Annotated in this window: 16 protein-coding genes; 12 read left to right on the top strand and 4 right to left on the bottom strand. The window is 45.1% G+C overall.

Going from position 1 to position 15,865, the window contains the following annotated elements; all coding sequences use genetic code 11:
* The first annotated feature begins 193 nt into the window (after window positions 1-193).
* The 12 genes from sps_RS13660 (at window position 194) to sps_RS13605 (ending at window position 13,287) form a co-directional block, all read left to right on the top strand.
* Entirely contained in the window at window positions 194-1,282 is a 1,089-nt protein-coding gene (locus sps_RS13660) for an endonuclease/exonuclease/phosphatase family protein (protein WP_077753035.1), read from the top strand.
* Window positions 1,283-1,383: 101 nt separating this feature from the next.
* Entirely contained in the window at window positions 1,384-2,721 is a 1,338-nt protein-coding gene (locus sps_RS13655; protein WP_077753034.1) for a BamA/TamA family outer membrane protein, read from the top strand.
* A 615-nt stretch (window positions 2,722-3,336) separates the two neighbouring features.
* Complete coding sequence (locus sps_RS13650) at window positions 3,337-5,607, top strand: FUSC family protein (RefSeq protein WP_077753033.1); 2,271 nt, start codon at window positions 3,337-3,339, stop codon at window positions 5,605-5,607.
* 10 nt (window positions 5,608-5,617) lie between these two features.
* Window positions 5,618-7,279 (top strand): TolC family protein, encoded by a 1,662-nt coding sequence (locus tag sps_RS13645; RefSeq protein ID WP_077753032.1) that lies wholly within the window; start codon window positions 5,618-5,620, stop codon window positions 7,277-7,279.
* Entirely contained in the window at window positions 7,279-7,488 is a 210-nt protein-coding gene (locus tag sps_RS13640) for a DUF1656 domain-containing protein (protein ID WP_077753031.1), read from the top strand. The genes sps_RS13645 and sps_RS13640 overlap by 1 nt, the downstream gene beginning before the upstream one ends.
* 25 nt (window positions 7,489-7,513) lie before the next feature.
* On the top strand, window positions 7,514-8,386 hold the full coding sequence (locus sps_RS13635) for an HlyD family secretion protein (protein WP_077753030.1): 873 nt from the start codon (window positions 7,514-7,516) through the stop codon (window positions 8,384-8,386).
* Window positions 8,379-9,041 carry a potassium channel family protein gene (locus tag sps_RS13630; protein WP_149027277.1) on the top strand — a complete coding sequence of 221 codons (663 nt, stop codon included), beginning with the start codon at window positions 8,379-8,381 and terminating at the stop codon, window positions 9,039-9,041. The genes sps_RS13635 and sps_RS13630 overlap by 8 nt, the downstream gene beginning before the upstream one ends.
* A complete protein-coding gene (locus sps_RS13625) occupies window positions 9,034-10,200 on the top strand; it encodes an AI-2E family transporter (protein WP_077753028.1) in 1,167 nt (388 codons plus the stop codon). The genes sps_RS13630 and sps_RS13625 overlap by 8 nt, the downstream gene beginning before the upstream one ends.
* A 397-nt stretch (window positions 10,201-10,597) precedes the next feature.
* Window positions 10,598-11,467, top strand: coding sequence for a hypothetical protein (locus sps_RS13620; protein ID WP_077753027.1), 870 nt, complete (start codon window positions 10,598-10,600; stop codon window positions 11,465-11,467).
* Window positions 11,468-11,804: 337 nt separating this feature from the next.
* Window positions 11,805-12,017, top strand: coding sequence for a hypothetical protein (locus sps_RS13615; RefSeq protein ID WP_149027276.1), 213 nt, complete (start codon window positions 11,805-11,807; stop codon window positions 12,015-12,017).
* A 271-nt stretch (window positions 12,018-12,288) separates the two neighbouring features.
* Window positions 12,289-12,777 carry a hypothetical protein gene (locus tag sps_RS13610; protein ID WP_077753025.1) on the top strand — a complete coding sequence of 163 codons (489 nt, stop codon included), beginning with the start codon at window positions 12,289-12,291 and terminating at the stop codon, window positions 12,775-12,777.
* A 66-nt stretch (window positions 12,778-12,843) separates the two neighbouring features.
* Window positions 12,844-13,287, top strand: coding sequence for a cold-shock protein (locus tag sps_RS13605; protein WP_077753024.1), 444 nt, complete (start codon window positions 12,844-12,846; stop codon window positions 13,285-13,287).
* A gap of 62 nt (window positions 13,288-13,349) precedes the next feature.
* On the opposite strand, the gene sps_RS28845 is transcribed toward sps_RS13605, so the two are convergent.
* The 4 genes from sps_RS28845 to sps_RS13590 form a co-directional block, all read right to left on the bottom strand.
* A complete protein-coding gene (locus tag sps_RS28845) occupies window positions 13,350-13,667 on the bottom strand; it encodes a DMT family transporter (protein WP_237158081.1) in 318 nt (105 codons plus the stop codon).
* An 18-nt stretch (window positions 13,668-13,685) separates the two neighbouring features.
* Window positions 13,686-14,039, bottom strand: coding sequence for a hypothetical protein (locus sps_RS28840; RefSeq protein ID WP_237158080.1), 354 nt, complete (start codon window positions 14,037-14,039; stop codon window positions 13,686-13,688).
* 388 nt (window positions 14,040-14,427) lie between these two features.
* Window positions 14,428-14,646: a ribosome alternative rescue factor ArfA gene (locus tag sps_RS13595; RefSeq protein ID WP_077753023.1), complete on the bottom strand. Its 219-nt coding sequence runs from the start codon at window positions 14,644-14,646 to the stop codon at window positions 14,428-14,430.
* 164 nt (window positions 14,647-14,810) lie between these two features.
* On the bottom strand, window positions 14,811-15,854 hold the full coding sequence (locus tag sps_RS13590) for an MBL fold metallo-hydrolase (protein WP_077753022.1): 1,044 nt from the start codon (window positions 15,852-15,854) through the stop codon (window positions 14,811-14,813).
* Window positions 15,855-15,865 lie beyond the last annotated feature (11 nt).

Below are 15,865 nucleotides of genomic sequence, written 5' to 3'. Positions count from 1 at the left end.
GGCAGATGATTCTACCTCGATATTATGCGTCGTTATAGTACAGTAAAGTAAAGGTGTGACTTAAACTAGTTGATGGATTGATGACGGAGATTTGCTGTACCGTCATTTTTTACATTTAGCTGCTGTGAATACTATCCTTCGAGTTATTTTCGGTATACCTTCTAATTAGTTTTCGCTATTTCTAGGTTCAACCTTGTTATCAACTTCCTCCGATAGCCATTATCAATTAAAGATAGCCAGTTTTAATCTATTTAATTTTATTGCGCCTCCCGATGCCTTCTATGAGTTTGACAATATCTACACTCAAGAGCAGTGGCAGAAGAAGCTAAATTGGATAGCTAAGTATCTCAAAGAGCATCAACCTGATGTGATTGGTTTTCAGGAGGTGTTCAGCCCAGTTGAACTGGAACATCTCACTAAGTCTTGCGGCTTAGACTACTTTACTGTTTTAGACTCCCCTCAGGTCATGGACGATTTTATCTATAGCAAGCCGGTCGTTGCGTTGGCTTCTCGTTATCCTATTAAAGAAGCGGTTTCAGTTAACGCAGATAAAGAATGGGCGACGAAGATGGGGCTAATTAATCAATTTGAATTTAGCCGAAAACCGCTTAGGGCAACGGTGGAACTGCCTAAGCTTGGCTTATGTGACTGCTATGTAGTGCACTTTAAATCTAAGCGTCCCCTCTTCGATGCACAGGAGATCAAGCTAGGTTCCGATACTGGCTCTTCTAGTAAAAGTGCTGCATCAAACACCGGACAGCTGCTAGCCATGGAGGCGCTGGGTCAATGGGGCTCGAGTATTCAGCGGGGCAGCGAAGCCGTGCTGTTGAGATACGCCATGGTTGAACGTCGAAGTCAGACACAAAACCCTATGATATTGATGGGGGATTTTAATGACACTTTGAGCGATGGCGTACTAGCAGCCATAACCTCGGTAGATACCCGCATCAAACCTCAAGCTGATATGGGTCAGGGAGCAATGGGGGACGTGGCACATCAGTTAGGTTTTTATCGTTTACGAGATTCCTATGATCTTTACCAAGCGAGTCAGTATAGCCTGTCGGAGCAGGCTAGGCCTGCGACTCATTTTTACTTTGCTAAAGGCTCTGTGCTGGATTACATCTTGCTGTCCAGTGAGTTTGATGCAAAAAACGATTTAAGCTTGGCTGAGGTCGGCCGTTACGAAACCTATGACCGCCATTTGCTCAATCCCAGCTTCGAGCATGACAGCCAAAGTACAGATCATGCCCCTGTGATGATCACCCTTGCTATCAGAGAATGAGTTAATGCTGCGGTTTTGTTATCGTTTTGATAATATGCTTGGGGTGTTTTTAGTAATTGCCTAAATGTGTTCAGTTTTACAGGCTAATGGAACCGACTCCTATGAAGCAAATTCTCTTTTTATCTTTCTCTGTCTCATTTTCTATTTCAGCCTGCTTCGTCCTGGTATTCAGCGCTTCCATTTTCGCCGCTCCCGCGGCCAATGTGAAAACATCGGTTAATCGCACCGAATCTCTAAACAGAGTTAAAGAAAGCTTAGTTTTACCTTACCTCTTCAGTTCAGACTCTATGGGCTTGAATATTGGCGTTGGTGGTATGCTCAATGGTTACTATCAAGATCATATGACCATAGGCGGGACTATATTTGGCGGTGACGTCAGCAAGGCGGCCGGTGGTGGTGTCTGGAACTTCCTGCTGCCAAATACAGAGCGTTTCTATTTAAGTGCCTATGGCATGATGGGTTACTATCCTAAACAGCGCGCTTATGCGGGTGGTACTCAAGATTTTATTCCCGCGAATACGCCCCTTCCCGGGAGCAATGACTCGGACAATACCCAGTTTCTCGAGGCCGATGGCTCGTCGAACTGGTTCGATATTAAACTTGAATATGCGCTTCCCATTGGCGCAACTGCCGATAAAGGTTCGGTGAAATACCAGCTCAAAGATGGCCTGTTAATTTCTGAACCTAGCGGGGGAGGAGATTGGAATCCTTTGGATCATGGGGCGACCGTAATGGTGTTACGCCAGTTTAATCGTTACCAGAGCTTTGAATTCGAAGATGGGGAATCCGATGGCACCATACATGCAATCGAGCTTGGGATCTTGTATGACAACACTGACTTCTCTATTAACCCATCGAGAGGCAGTAGCCAGTATTTATCTATCTCCCATGATGCCGCCTGGCTCGATTCAGATAGTCAATGGACGTTTTTAAATTTAGACATGAGCAAGTACTTCTCCTTCGGCGAGTCAGATTATGCTCATCAGAGAATTTTGGCGCTAAACTTCTGGACCGGATACTCACCCTCCTGGGAGCTGGAGTATGACGGTTTAGGTGGTCAGAAAGTCGTGAATAATGCCCCCTATAATGAGGCGGCTACTTTAGGTGGTTTTTATCGAATGCGTGGTTTCGACCAGAATCGTTTCCACGATAAAGCGGCTATTTACGGCTCTGCGGAATATCGATATACCCTGAAATATAATCCCATCGAAGATGTGAATTGGCTTAAGTTTCTCAAGATTGACTGGTTTCAATTGGTGGGCTTTGTCGAGGCAGGAAGAGTGGGCGCGGAATATACTGCCAGTGAGCTACTCACAGATCTTAAATATGACGCAGGCTTCTCTTTACGTTTTCTAGCCGCTGGCCTAGTCGTGAGGACTGATATTGCAGTTTCAGAAGAGGGCAGTAACACTTGGGTGATGGTGGATCATCCGTTCTAACATGTTTGTTGGGTATTGGACTGAGTGGGTACTGTACGACCATGTAACATCTTTAGGGCCGCTCCAAGCCGAGAGTTATACCTATGCTGTTTCTATGATAATGAAAAGTAACGGAGTATTGAGGCTTAGATGAAAATACTTAGCCTTAGTATAAGTGCTGTAACCATCATCTTGATGGTAATTTAGCAGATAATTTCAGCCGTACCCCATCTGCTGTGTGATTTTTATCCGGATTATGTTTGTTAACTCTTAAATGGGTCACATTTTTTATAGACTAAGAGGCAAAGGTTATCGGTAAAGCTTCTACATGGTGATAAAATAGTCGCACAGAACAGGAGCCTGTTCACGATGGACGTTATCACATGTATCAGGGAAATGATTTCATCTAATAATGCAGCACAGCATTAACATTTCAATTTTAGATTAGTACGATGATTCGCTCTGGTTTTTCTCATTCCCTGATCGAAATCTGTTGGTCGTTTGTCGATTTATACCGCTTGGTGTCAGTTTACTTTTTTAGCAGAGTTTATAGCTTTCTCGAATGAGTCAGTATAAAAGCATTAGTCGATTCATGTGTTTGTTTGAGCAAGTATAGAGACTCTATAAGGATATTTAATGCAAGATAAGGACTCAAGTCAAATTGAGCAGTCTAGTTGGTCGTGGCTGAACTTTAGTTCTTGGCTATGGCCATTTTGCCTGAGCGAGAAGTTCAAATTTGCCTCTAGAGTCGCCCTGAGTCTGACTCTGGCGTATCTGATCCCCATGGCTATGGGCTGGCCTCAAGCATCGACGGCAGCCACCACCGTTATGCTGATTGCTTCTACTGGTAGTCGCCGTGAGTCTCTCGCTCTGGGCACCTATAGGGTAATTGGCACCTTGATTGGCGCCGTTATCGGTTTGTCGTTGGTGGGACTCTTTGCCCAAGAGCGCTTCATTTACATGCTCGTGGTGTCTGTAGTGGTCTCGGTCATCTTCTATTTTCGCAATGCCTATAAGAAAGATCCCAGTGTGTTTATGCTCACCGGGGTGATGGTATTGATGATGTCTAATGGTGGGGATGCCAATGGAGCCTTCATCTATGGTGTTGACCGGGCCTTTATGACTGCATTCGGTGTGGTGGTGTTCACCTTAGTCAGCGTATTTCTATTTCCGGTCAAGACAGAACAAAACCTCAGAGCATTGGCCCATGATCTGAATCGAATACAGAGGTTGATGTTTCATCTTTTGACCCAGCCTAAAATGAGGCGAGCCTCTGTAGATGCTGCTGAGCCAATTTCCATGGATTGCCCCGAAGATTTGGCAGAGCAAACGGAAATGCCAATTCTGGTGAAGCAGCTGTTCGCAGCACAGGGGGCTTTGGAGCAGAGGTACACCTCAATTAGTGCCGAGTGCAGTGATGTCTCGGCTTATAAGAAAGAGTGGGATCTGGCTCTGCTCTATTATAAGCAGATCACAGAATTGCTGATCTTCGTCGCCGAGTCAGGCTCTCATGGTGTGAGAGAGGGGGCAGAGTTAAGGTTAGATCGCTTTATTATAGATTATGATCAAACTGTCCAAAAGCTGGCTAGTTTGTTTGCCGAGTCAGAGCAGGTTTGGGAAGATAAAGAGCGCGCCTGTGAGGCCATCGAACACTGGGTGACGGTAGATGAAGAAGCGTTAAAAACCTGCACTCATCTTGGCCGAGGCAAGGTGCTGACTTTCGCCTACTTGCTCAATCAGCTCCATGAAAAATTGTCTAGGTTGACGGCGACCATCAGCTGCATAGACTCAGTGACAGGTGAGGTGAATTTCAGCGAGCGCTTTCCTAAGGCATTATCACAGTTTATCTGGTGGGATGCGGAGAATGCCAAGACGGCAATAAAAGTGTTCGTCACCTATTGGATCGCGGGACTCATCTGGATCTACTTCAATCCGCCGGGTGGCTACACCTTCGTGATCTTCTCGGTGATCTATATGTCCCTGTTGTCTTTCTTGCCTGTACATCCAGTGATGTTGTTGGTGCTGTTTACTTTCGGCTTCCTGTTTGCGGTGCCAGCCTATGTGTTCGTTCTGCCAAGCCTGACTTTAGGTGCCGAGCTTGGGGTCTTTATCTTCATCTATACCTTTGCCGCCTTCTATCTGTTTAAGGGGCCAGTCACCATCTTTTTCCTTATGGGGCTGTTTGTGCTGGGTATAGATAATACTATGCAGTATAACTTTGCCGTGCTGCTTAGTGTCATGATGATGTTTTACTTGGTGGTCTTGATGATCATTTTGTCCTATTATTTTCCCTTCTCATCGCGGCCAGAACATCTGTTTCTGGTGATGAGGGAACGCTTCTTCAGGCATGCGGCTGGGGTGATCCGTTGTAATCAAATTCTTAAACCTAACGGCTTGCGGCGGCTCAGGGCAGATTGGCACCAAATGACCATGAACATCACGGTGAAGAAGTTAACCCTATGGTCGACAAAAATTAATAATAAGCAGTTTGAGCAAACCAAACCTGAAGTGCTGGCGGATTTCTCTGCAGCCTGTGAACTGCTTAATAACCAGCTTAATATCTTTGTCTCTGCCCAGAGTAAGTTTGCAACCAATGAGCTGGTGTTGCAGGGGCGGCACTCTTTCAAGGATAGGGTGCTGCTACCTATGACTAAGTCTCTAGCTGGTGGATATAAGCAAGAGGCGTTAGATAAGGTATTTAGGGACTATGAGTTGGATTATGAAGCCACAGAGCTGCAGTTGGAGGATTATCTCAATGGTCTTGACCTGTCTGGGTATTCGGCGACGGATATCTCAGGCTTCTATATTTTCCTCAACTTGAAGAAGAATGTGTTTGATGCAACAAATCAGTGTAAGCAGGCATACGAAGGTATCAGTTGGAACAATTTGCGACAGAAGCGTTTTTAGGAGAGTGGCAATGTTAAATAAGTACGTCAAAACCTGTCTGGTGATGATGCCATTGCTGGGTCTCTCGGCGTGTACAACTCTGGGACCAGACTTTCAGACTCTGGAGGCGAAGAAGTTACCTGAGAGCTGGAAAAATTCTGCTTCAGGCTCAGATTCAGAGAGTGAGGTTGAGCAGACAGTGCAATCATCTGCTCAATGGTGGAAACAGTTTAACGATCCGATCTTAAATCTTCTGGTGGAGCGAGCCAATATTCAGAACCTGGATATCGAGGCTGCGGGCCTGCGTATCTTGCAGGCTAGAATGATCTTGGGGATCAGCGATTCACTAAACTATCCACAGGTGCAGGTGGTGTCGGGTAGCTTAGCGAAAGCGTATCGCAATGAGAGCTCACTCAATAGTGCTGCCCTGTCATTCGACGCTGGTTGGGAGATGGACATCTGGGGCAAATATGCTCGAGGAGTCGAAGCCACGGAAGCGGCGCTCTATGCCAGCATAGCCTCATACAATGATATTGCCGTCACCATCACATCGGAAGTGGCACGTAATTACATTAACTTTAGAACTTTTCAGGAGAGGGTACTGCTCTCTAAGCGAAATATTCAGATCCAGCAGCGTGTGGTACACATCACTCAGGTGCAGTATGATTCGGGCAATGTCACCGAGCTAGACGTGCAGCAGGCCAAGAGCCAGCTCTACACCACTAAGGCGGCGCTGCCTTCACTTAAATTAGGCATGATGCAGGCAAGAAATGCCCTAGCCGTGTTACTCGGTGTTATGCCCGCAGAGATAGTGTCCATGCTGGAGTCGGAGCAGCTCAAGGCTAAGGTCGATGCTTACAATATCGAGTATGGTAGGGCGGATACCAAGCGTACCATGACTGATGAGAATACCGAATCTATCGTTCCTACGCCACCCATGCTCGATGCCAGTATCGATGCTTCTCTGGTGATGAGACGTCCTGATCTTCAGGTCGCCGAGTTACTGGCCCATGCCCAGAGTGCCAAAATAGGCTCGGCAGAGGCAGCCCTCTACCCCAGCTTTTCCCTATTCGGTTCCATAGGTATTAATAGCAATACTCCCAGCGGTAGCAGTTTCAGTGACTCCTTGACCCTTTCTGCTGGCCCCTCATTTTCCTGGAACATTTTCCAATATGGCCGGATTAAGAACAATGTCCGTCTGGAGGATGCCCGCTTACAAGAGGCACTCACCAACTACAACAAGAAAGTACTGCTGGCGGTGCAAGAGGTGAGCGGTGCTATGGAATCCTACTCCCTGTACCAGGAGCAGAAAGCCTTGAGAATGAGCTCGGTTAATGCCTCGGTTCGGGCCTTTAACATCTCCATGACCCAGTATGAGAATGGCCAGATCGGCTTTGAGCGGCTACTTAACTCGGTAGAGAAGATGACCCGTAGCGAAGACAGTTATGCCCAGATCAAGGGCAATGTGGCCAATCAGGTCGTGGCGCTCTATAAGTCCTTGGGCGGTGGCTGGCAGATAAATAACGGTAAGGCCTTTATCAGCGATGAAACCAGAGAGCTGATGAGACAGAGAACCGATTGGGGAGATGTCCTAGATGAACCTCAACTATTGCCTGTACTGGGCAATAAACCTAAGGTTGTAGATGTTGAATCAGCTAAATCTCCCAGTTTGGTCGAAGGAGGGGAAGAGTAATGGAACTGCCTCATGAACTCGCAGCGGGAGATGTTTATTTCTCACCCCTTTTATTGGTGCTGGTGATGGCGATAATCGCCAGCTGGATAACGGTAGCCCTGTTAAATAAGACGCGATTGTCACGTTTCATTGCGTTTCCTTCGATTACCTTTATGGCAATAACCTTGTGCTACGTTATCGCCATAGATAGTTTCTTTTTACGCTTCTAAACGGATCTTCGAACAAGTGAATAAGATGAAAAAATTATTAATCATAGTCCTCAATGTTCTCATCATAGGCGGCGCCCTGTTTCTGGGATATCAGAAATACCAGGAGTACTTTAATAACCCCTGGACTCGCGATGGCCAGATTAGGGCGAATGTGATCAAGGTGGCTCCCCGGGTTTCCGGCCCTTTGGTGCAGGTTCATATCAAGGACAATCAGTTTGTGCATAAAGGAGACTTGTTGTTTCAGATTGATCCCAGCACCTATGAGGTCTCCCTCTCCCAAGCCGAAGTAGGGCTGGAGCGGGCAAAGTTGAGCTCACAGGGGAAAAAAATAGAGTTCGATCGCCTTCAGGACATTAGGGCGAAAGACAAGGGAGCGGTTTCTCATAAAGATTTGATCCGCCGTGAGATAGCCTATGAAGAGTCCAAACTTAAGATCAAAGCATCGGAAGAGCAGTTGAAAGCGGCGAGGATGAATCTGGCCTTTACGAAAATCTATGCTTCTGTGGATGGTTATGTCTCCAACATAGACATCCAGGTTGGCACTCAGGCTGTGATGAATCAGCCTCTTATCGCCCTCGTTGACAGCAATAGTTTCTGGGCCTTCGCCTATTTTCGTGAAAGTGAGTTAGCGCAGATCCATATAGGCAGTACAGCCATGGTGACCTTGATGGCCCATCCTGAAAAGCCCATCGAGGCCAAGGTGGAATCTATAGGCTGGGGCATAGCGCCTAAAGACGGCACTGTGGGCTATAACTTGTTACCTAATGTGAATCCTGTTTTTCAGTGGATCCGCCTTGCTCAACGTATTCCGGTGCGTATTACCTTAGATGAGCTACCCGAGGGAGTAGAGCTTAGGTTCGGCCTGTCGGCTTCGATCATGGTGCTTGGCGATGAATAAGAAAATCAATAAGGAGAACAACTTCTACTACATGACCTTCGCGCTTATTGCCTTGCTGATAACCTCATCTCTGGTAGAGGTGATGCCGAGCGGTATCTTAGAGTACGTGCTCGAAGGAGTGATAGTGCTCACCTTCTTGGTTTGTATATTGAGTCTGCGTTTCGATCCTCGTTGGAAACGTTTCATGCAGACGTTAGCCTTGTGCTGGGTGCTTGCCTCGATACTTAGGCAAGCCTTAGGTATACAGGAGATAGATTTTTTGGTGCTACTGATTATGTTTGCCTTCTTCTGGGGCACGTTCAGATCTATCTCTAGGCAGATTTTATTTACAGGCACAGTGGACAGCAACAAGGTGGTGGGGTCTGTGGCCCTGTTCCTCCTGATGGGCTTGATGTGGACCATAGCCTATCTGGTGGTTATGGAGTTTTCGCCAGATTCTTTTACCGGTATGAATCAGATGTCCTGGGGGGATAATTTCTCTCAGATGGCCTATTTTAGCTTCGTTACTTTAACAACATTAGGCTATGGGGATATCAGTCCCATCAGCCCATTTTCACAGGTTCTTGTCTACATGGAAGCGATTGCCGGCGTGTTTTATATGGCTATCGTGGTAGCGAGTTTAGTAAGTTCAAATCAGGGAAAACAGCATGGATAATCAACAAGGAAATAATCGAGTGGGAAATCAGCAGAGTAAAATATTCGTCAATAACATGATGGAGTCGGCTATTCGCATCGGCTTGCTGTTTATGCTTATCGTATGGACATATGACATTATCAGGCCCTTCGTCATTCCCGTGTTGTGGGGTGCCATCATAGCCGTGGCTCTGATGCCGCTGACCCAAAAGTTAGAGAAGGCCTTCAAAGGCAGGCGCGGTATCGCTGCGACCGCACTGGCTATTATCGGAATCGCCCTTCTGGTCGTTCCATTTGTCTTAGTCTCAGGTTCAATATTCGATGGCGTTAGCCGCACCATAGAGGTGTTGCAGAGTGGCGATGTTAAGATCCCTGGTCCCACCCAGAAGGTGGCTGACATTCCTGTGCTCGGCGATAAGCTTTATGAAATATGGGCCTTGTTCTCCACAAATCTAGAGAAGGCGGTGCAGCACTTTTTACCGGAGATAAAGACAGCCGTGGGCACAATTGCCTCGGTTATAGGTAGCAGCTTGGCGACTCTGATGATGTTTATCATTTCCTTAGCTATTGCGGCAGGTTTCATGTCACATGCAGAGAAAATCTCCGAGGCCGTTAGCACTGTCGCAGTACGAGTTGTGGGTAAGAATGGCGAGGAATGGACTACACTCACGGCCGCGACCATACGCAGCGTCTTGCTTGGGGTTGTCGGCGTGGCGTTTATCCAGTCGATGTTAATCGGCTCCGCCATGTTCGTATTTGATGTGCCTGCGGCAGGTCTCATCACATTAGGTGTGCTGATACTCGGTATCGCCCAGCTGCCCGCATTGATCGTTGTGCTGCCGGTGATTTTTTATGTGTTTTCTACTCAGGATACGACCCCAGCGACCATCTTCACTATATGGGTGCTGCTAGCAGGCGTGTCGGATAACTTCCTTAAGCCTCTGTTGATGGGACGTGGAGTGGATGTGCCTATGCCCGTTATCTTGATCGGTGCCATCGGCGGCATGTTGTCGGCTGGGATAATAGGTTTGTTCCTCGGCGCCGTAGTGCTCGCCATCTGGTATGAGTTATTTGTTGTCTGGTTAAAGGCTGGCAAGGAACAAGAGGCAGCACAAGAACTAGCGATTGAATGTGACACTTCTGAGCCTAACCTCGAAGCTGTGGCTAATGAAGTCAAATAGCTAATGATTTTGACTGGTTAGCTTAGCGGTTTATCATGGGAGGAGAGCATAGGCTCTCCTTTTTTGTGGGCTTCAGTATTATACCAATTCCATTAAATTGATGAACAATTCAGAGCTCTCTCAGGGCTTTTAATTCACGGCGCATTGTTGAGGAAATGGTTATTTGAGGCAAAGCAACACAGAAGTAGAAGTCCTGAGAAGCTCACGTAGTGCGGGGTTAAAAATACTTTATGCTGCGCAAGTGGCTTTCGATATAGAATAACTATTAGCTTCAATCCCCTTACTTGCCTACAGCATTTTTAACTCCCGCAGAATGATCACTTACTTAATGGAACTGGTATCATCTATAGTGACTTTAGGTTAGCGTTAGTTTTTACTGCAAGAGACTCTTATAGCCATGTTAGATGCCATCTGTACCTTAGATGAGGTAAAGCCGGTGACTTATACCGTGTTTAAGTTTCAAAAGTTGAGTGATGACGATATTGAGAAGTATCGCCAGTCACTCTCCTGTCCGGTCTGTAACGGCAAGGCATATTTTCGCAAGGCTTCTAAGGATGGCAAGGCCGCATGTTTTGGCTCTCGTTATCATCAGGTCGATTGCAGTGAGTTTAATCCCTCTAAAGCTAAAATTCGTGAAGAGCTTGCCGTCATTGAGGTTAATCAACTGCTGGTGGACAGTGATGCCCTGGTCATCGATTTTTCTAAGCGGGCTGGAGGAAAGCGGGCTAGCTGTAGCTCAACAGATAAGAATATTATCGTTGGGAGTAAAGGTAATACAGGCCTATTAAGGACTGACCCAGAAAATAAACTCGTCCAAGATGAACAGTCTGGTATGAGTCGAGTCTCCTCTGAGGGACTGGATAAACTGCTTCACAGTCTGCTTAGAGGCAGTGAACTGGCCGAATCAGATCTCTGGGTCTATACCGATGAGAAGTATCGCTGGCGGGCCAAAAACTTGTTCGTTAATTTTGCCGATGCCGAGCCTACCGATAATGGCGCGCCGCGCATGTACTGGGGAACTCTTTCTCACAGTGACAAAAATATGCATTGGCTCAATCCTGCCGATTGCAGGGATGTGGGGATCCCCATCGAAGATTACCAGGAGGCCTTGTGTAAGAGGTTCGATATCCAAGGTCGGCGGGATCTTGAAGGGGCGGGGATCATCATTTTTGGTAAGTGTTTTTTCAATAAAGAAAAAACCAGAAAAATTATTCAGTTATGGGGGACAGACATTAACCGGATGGCGATCTCCAAGTTAGACGATTAACAGGCGTTAAGGGGAGTACTCGCTGATAGCAGAATCAGAGCGCTTTACTGCACATTCGTGATGCATTGCAAAGTGGGAGACTGTTGCTGAATTTTAGCATTTCGCCAATGAGAACCTTATTCTGGTATTTATTTTGGCTGCTGACTGTCTGAAATAATTGCTAGTTAAGTAAATAATAATTTCAAATGATTATCTTTTTTATTAACCCATTCAAAACCGAGTAAAATAAAGTTCTCATTATGGTTCTGATAGATTTTGGCACAGCATATGCTGTATTAAAGTCTAGCTGTTTATATCCGATATAAAGGATATGGATGAGTCATATGAGGAATCTATCATGTCAATTACAAGCCAAGATAAACCTGTCAAGCCAGAGTTGCATTTTAAAGTTAATCATCATCTTTATGAAACCTCTAGTTCATACCGCTGTAGAGTCGACTACGTTATCAAGTTACTCGCCGCCGAAGAGTTAGGCCAGCCTAAAGAGGCACATTGCACTAAGGAAGATGTGATTAATTTGGAGAAGGATTTTATTCGAGGTTATAACTGATAATATTTGGTCAATAACATCTAATTGTCGAGTGTGAATTTGCTTATGTTTTATGATAAAAGCTAATAAAGCTTATTTTCCTAGAATAGAGAATGTTATAACTAAACTTCTCTATTCTATCAGGCTAATACTTGGTTTCCTTGATTAACATGGATATATGTTCTAATAGTGGTAATTATTATTTATAGCTGTTTAACAATATGTTATGGATGTTTCATAGCTATTAGGATAACTTTAGCCCACCTAGTTTGTGTATCTGTGAAGAGACCCAATGTCCTCAGAAAATACTAAAATAATGTTCCTTGGCTTATTCTTCTCACTCGCTGCGGCTGGAGTCGGGGTAGGTCTGTACCTTAATGCTGACAAACACTATCAAGATAAGAGTTTAGTTCCCCTCATCGTAGGTTCTTGGGTGAATATCCCTGGTGTTTGCGATGGCAAGACTCATTACGATGAACTGGTAGAAATATTGTCTGAGGAGTCAATGAGAGTTAAGGGGGAGGTGATGAACATAGCCGACTTTTCAATATCTAAGACCTCGCCGATTAAGATAAGCTGTGATGCTGTGGGTAAAGGCGAGATGTTCGTTCAAACTTCATTTATGGCCGATAAGTTTTCTCGTTTTTATGTAGGCAAGATTGGTGACTATACAATTATGAAGAATGTGGCACCAACTGGAGGCTTATGGTTTAAACTCGACACTCATTTTCAGCAGAAGCTGCAAGCGATGAGCGATATAAAAAAGAGTCCTAGACTCTGAGGTGAGCAAGTTTAGGTAAACTTGCCACAGGCAAAGAATAATTTTAAGGACAATGTAGATACAGGTATGAAAACTCAGATGTTAAAGGGCTTATTGATCCGCTGGAACGATGATAAGGGCGGCGGTTTTATTAGGCCGGATACGTCTCATGTCGATATGGCCACCTTACATGGCCCTGCCAGTGAGCAGGAAATTTCTATTCATATCTCTGCCTTGAAGCATATGAGCAGGCGTCCTAAAGTTGGAGATACTATTTTCTTTCTGATAGAGACTAAACTCGACAGTAAGCTCAATGCCATCCAGGCTCATATTGAGGGGGTTACAGTTAATACTGATAATGTGAAGGAAAATAAACCCTATCTAGGTAATGGCAATAGTAAAATATCTATCTCCTCATCGGGTGTTATATCACGGCTATTTATCATAGTCTTACTACTTGTCGGCGGTAGTCTGACTTATCAGATGTTCACTGACAGCAATATATTTGAGGGTATAAACCAATCACAGTAATACACTGAGCCGTATTTTTACTGCAATTGGTATCCTTCGAAATGCTGAACTTGCGTCAGAACCTATTTAAGCTCACTGCTCTTTTTCTTCAATTGCTTGCGCCTGATAGAGTCTATGGTCGTTTCACCGAACTGATATAGGCCCAGGCCAGAAATTACAAACATGGCGCCTATGACTAAGGAATCCGTGATTGTCTCATCATTAAGCTGGGCACCTAACATCATGGCGAACACTGGTGTTATTAAGGTCACCAAAGCGACGGTACTCGCCTTCAGATTCTGCAAAATATAAAAATAAGAGATAAAGCCTATCTGGGAGCCAAACACCCCTAGATACAGAATTGACCAGAGTGATCTCTCCTGCCAAGTCTCTACTGGCAAGGTGCCATCGAATGTTAATCAGGCCAAGGCAAACACTGGCGTAGAAAACGCTAATGCTCCAACTGTACTGGCAATGGGATGAATATTGATTTTGATGGTTTTTATTAACACCCCACTGAGACTAAATAGAAACACCGCGGTTAAGATCAGTACAAGGCCAATCCAGCTATCTGAATCCAGTGACAGCTTAGATGAACAGACAATCCCCAGTCCGGTAAATGCCATCCCTAGGGCGAGTATTTTCATGGAACCAAATTTTGCTTCACCGAGCAGCCTCTGAGCCAGCAAGCCTGAAATAAGTGGAGACAGGCCGAAGATCAGTGACATAGTACCCGACGCCAGATAACGAGCCGATAAGTAGCTGAGTAACATATCGCCGACTATACCGATGGATGAGACGCCATAGAGTGCTACATTGCTATCTTCTGCGGCTGGGTAATGGTTTAGGCTAGTTTTCTATTCCATCTCATCCGCGGGCTGATTAAGCCACACACAAGAAATCACACGAGTATTGGCATTCGTTGCGAGGAGTCGCAACTGCACTAATACCTGTTTATTTAGATGACTTGTTTGAGATTGAGTTAAAAGCATGGACTAAACCGTGTTCCTAAATTTGGAGATTAAGTGAACATTGATAGTGTATCTCTTAAGGTGAGCTGTCAATTGAAAATCTAATTTATTTACTGCTAATAAAGATGAAGGTTTTGATAGGTTTTTTCGGAAGGAAGTTAATCTTTTCAGCTGAATTGAGAAGGTGATTTTAAATTTCGTTAAAGGTTAAAAAGTCGAAAGGGGCATTGCCTTTCAGCATATGCCCCTTCTGTTGTTTGCGGTTATATGAACCTTTACCTTTCTTAGGCTTCTCGGTCCTCATTCTAAAAAGCTCGCTGGTGACTAAGGCCTTTAGGGCGTTGTCTTTGATTGTGCCGCGCTTATTATCGTGTTCGATAATGGCAGTCTTTGTACTGTGTTTTGCCATGACTTACCTCTGTGTATTTTATATTTACATACAATTCGCATTCGTTCTGTTCAGCAAACCTATTTGATTTCATCTTTATATGAACGGGCGAACTATAATCGACACTCGAGGAAAAAGTAAACAGTTATTGTATGGCTTTGCCAAATAAAAGTGAGGACAGGTCTCTATTGATTTGAGCTTTTTACTAGCGGGTAACCGAGTTGTTTCCAAGCATTAACTCCTTGCTCTAGCGCTACAGCATGTGAGTAGCCCAGACTTCTCAAGGTTGCAGTGGCTAAGGTTGATAAGGTACCTGATTCACAACATACGGCAATACGTTTTGTGGGATCAGGTAATACTTCATTAACCCTAAATTCTAACTGACCACGGGGAATATTTATGGCGTCCTTGATATGACCTTGGCTAAAAGTCTCTTGTTCGCGAACATCTATAATTATAAATTCAGTTGAGTCAGTTTGTGCATGAATATACAGCTGTTTGGCTTGTATGAAAGAGATGTCGTTAGCAGCTTCTCTAAGTAAGCGCTCTATAGGTTTGGCGCCAGTTAAGTTGGTGCGTAAGGATTCGGTTAAGTGTGTCGGCGTATTGAGTTCGAGTGTAGCCATAAGAGTCACAAACTCTTCTTTATCACGCTTCTGGAGTCTGGGGTTATTGGCTAACTCTTCACCTATCGTGCTATGGAGACGCTGGGAATAGATATGGGCTGGATAGACTTTTAATTCGGGATCGAGTCTAAGTAATCGATGGAACAGGCTGGTGTATAGCTGTTCGGGATCACCTGTAGGCAGATCAGTTCTTCCGGTTCCACCAATCAGTAGGGTGTCGCCAGTGAAAACCCTATCCTTCATGATGATAGATATAGAATCTGCAGTATGACCCGGTGTGTGCATTATGCTTAACTGTAATTCTCCTACTTTTATCATCTCGCCGTCATCGACATGCATATTCACAAAAGGTGCAGGGCTGTAACTATGCATGATAATAGGAACATTTAGCTGACTTCCCAATTGTTTACTGGCAGAGAAATGATCCGCATGGGTATGGGTATCGAGAATATAGTGAAGGCTCAGACTATCATGGTTGAGAAGGCCTAAGTAATGTTCAATTTGACTGGTTTCGGGATCGATTAAAATCGCTGAACCAGTTTCATTGCAGCCAATAAGGTAAGACTGACAGCCTCTCTGTGTACGTATTTGATTAAAAAACATCGCTACTCTGA

It is taken from the genome of Shewanella psychrophila, from assembly GCF_002005305.1.
In the GTDB taxonomy this organism is placed as follows: Bacteria; Pseudomonadota; Gammaproteobacteria; order Enterobacterales; family Shewanellaceae; genus Shewanella; species Shewanella psychrophila.
The sequence above is the reverse complement of the archived record's forward strand: the minus strand, read 5'-3'. Positions and strand labels throughout refer to the sequence as shown.

What these genes read in the sequence shown, in the direction of transcription:
- sps_RS13650 (WP_077753033.1), top strand. Translation starts at nt 3,337, where the DNA reads ATGCAAGATAAGGACTCAAGTCAAATTGAGCAGTCTAGTTGGTCGTGG.
- sps_RS13605 (WP_077753024.1), top strand. Translation starts at nt 12,844, where the DNA reads ATGAAAACTCAGATGTTAAAGGGCTTATTGATCCGCTGGAACGATGAT.
- sps_RS13595 (WP_077753023.1), bottom strand. Translation starts at nt 14,646, where the DNA reads ATGGCAAAACACAGTACAAAGACTGCCATTATCGAACACGATAATAAG.
- sps_RS13640 (WP_077753031.1), top strand. Translation starts at nt 7,279, where the DNA reads ATGGAACTGCCTCATGAACTCGCAGCGGGAGATGTTTATTTCTCACCC.
- sps_RS13635 (WP_077753030.1), top strand. Translation starts at nt 7,514, where the DNA reads ATGAAAAAATTATTAATCATAGTCCTCAATGTTCTCATCATAGGCGGC.
- sps_RS13615 (WP_149027276.1), top strand. Translation starts at nt 11,805, where the DNA reads ATGTCAATTACAAGCCAAGATAAACCTGTCAAGCCAGAGTTGCATTTT.
- sps_RS13610 (WP_077753025.1), top strand. Translation starts at nt 12,289, where the DNA reads ATGTCCTCAGAAAATACTAAAATAATGTTCCTTGGCTTATTCTTCTCA.
- sps_RS13625 (WP_077753028.1), top strand. Translation starts at nt 9,034, where the DNA reads ATGGATAATCAACAAGGAAATAATCGAGTGGGAAATCAGCAGAGTAAA.
- sps_RS28840 (WP_237158080.1), bottom strand. Translation starts at nt 14,039, where the DNA reads ATGTTACTCAGCTACTTATCGGCTCGTTATCTGGCGTCGGGTACTATG.
- sps_RS13620 (WP_077753027.1), top strand. Translation starts at nt 10,598, where the DNA reads ATGTTAGATGCCATCTGTACCTTAGATGAGGTAAAGCCGGTGACTTAT.
- sps_RS13630 (WP_149027277.1), top strand. Translation starts at nt 8,379, where the DNA reads ATGAATAAGAAAATCAATAAGGAGAACAACTTCTACTACATGACCTTC.
- sps_RS13655 (WP_077753034.1), top strand. Translation starts at nt 1,384, where the DNA reads ATGAAGCAAATTCTCTTTTTATCTTTCTCTGTCTCATTTTCTATTTCA.
- sps_RS13590 (WP_077753022.1), bottom strand. Translation starts at nt 15,854, where the DNA reads ATGTTTTTTAATCAAATACGTACACAGAGAGGCTGTCAGTCTTACCTT.
- sps_RS13645 (WP_077753032.1), top strand. Translation starts at nt 5,618, where the DNA reads ATGTTAAATAAGTACGTCAAAACCTGTCTGGTGATGATGCCATTGCTG.